This window comes from Streptomyces sp. NPDC059456 (assembly GCF_042750055.1).
Lineage (GTDB): Bacteria > Actinomycetota > Actinomycetes > Streptomycetales > Streptomycetaceae > Streptomyces.
Genome location: NZ_JBHYVA010001145.1, coordinates 1 through 1216, shown reverse-complemented (window position 1 = coordinate 1216; position 1216 = coordinate 1). Strand labels below are relative to the sequence as shown.

Annotated in this window: 1 pseudogene; it reads right to left on the bottom strand. The window is 74.0% G+C overall.

Going from position 1 to position 1216, the window contains the following annotated elements:
• Window positions 1-68: 68 nt before the first annotated feature.
• Window positions 69-1124: pseudogene (locus ACFXA3_RS42820) on the bottom strand (GuaB1 family IMP dehydrogenase-related protein); the annotation flags it as partial.
• Window positions 1125-1216: the final 92 nt, after the last annotated feature.

Sequence of the window (1216 nt, the reverse complement as noted above, 5' to 3'; positions counted from 1 at the left end):
GCCCCGCGCACCCGCCGGGGCCCGGGCCCCGTCCCCGGGGGGGGGGCCCCCGGGCCCACCGGCGGGAACTAGCTCCAGCTGGCGTGCAGCGGCTTGCCCTCGGCGTAACCGGCGGCGGACTGGATGCCGACCACGGCCTTCTCCTCGAACTCCGCGAGGGAGCCCGCGCCCGCGTACGTGCAGGACGAGCGGACGCCCGCGATGATCGAGTCGATCAGGTCCTCGACGCCCGGGCGGGCCGGGTCCAGGAACATCCGCGAGGTGGAGATGCCCTCCTCGAAGAGGCCCGTGCGGGCCCGGTCGTACGCCGACTCCTCGGAGGTGCGGTTCTGCACGGCGCGCGCCGACGCCATGCCGAAGGACTCCTTGTAGAGGCGGCCGTCGGCCGCCTGCTGGAGGTCGCCCGGGGACTCGTACGTACCGGCGAACCAGGAGCCGATCATCACGTTGGACGCGCCGGCGGCCAGCGCCATCGCCACGTCGCGCGGGTGACGGACGCCGCCGTCGGCCCACACGTGCTTGCCGTACTTCTTGGCCTCGGCCGCGCACTCCAGCACCGCGGAGAACTGCGGGCGGCCCACGCCGGTCATCATGCGGGTGGTGCACATGGCGCCGGGGCCCACACCGACCTTGATGATGTCGGCGCCGGCCTCGATGAGGTCCTTGACGCCCTCGGCGGCGACGATGTTGCCCGCCACGATCGGGACCTGCGGGTCCAGGGCGCGGATGGCCTTGATCGCGTTGATCATCGACTCCTGGTGGCCGTGCGCCGTGTCGATGACGAGCGTGTCAACGCCCGCGTCGAGCAGCTGCTTGGCCTTGGCCACGAAGTCGCCGTTGATGCCGACGGCGGCCGCGATGCGCAGCTTGCCGTTCGCGTCGGTGGCCGGGGTGTAGAGCGTCGCGCGCAGCGCACCCTTGCGGGTGAGGATGCCGACGAGCCTGCCGTCCTTGTCGACGGCCGGGGCCAGCTTGCGGTGGCCGGCGTCGAGCTGGTTGAAGGCGTCGCGGGCGTCCATGTCGGCGTCGATGAGCAGGAGCTCCTTCGACATGACCTCGGAGAGCTGGGTGAAGCGGTCCACGCCGGTCAGGTCGTGGTCGGTGACGACGCCGACGGGGCGGCCGTGGGGGGGCGCGCACACGGGCGGCCCCCGGGGGCCGGGGGGGGGGCCGGGGGCGGCGGGGGGGGGGGGGTGTGGGTGGGCGCGCGAGGGTG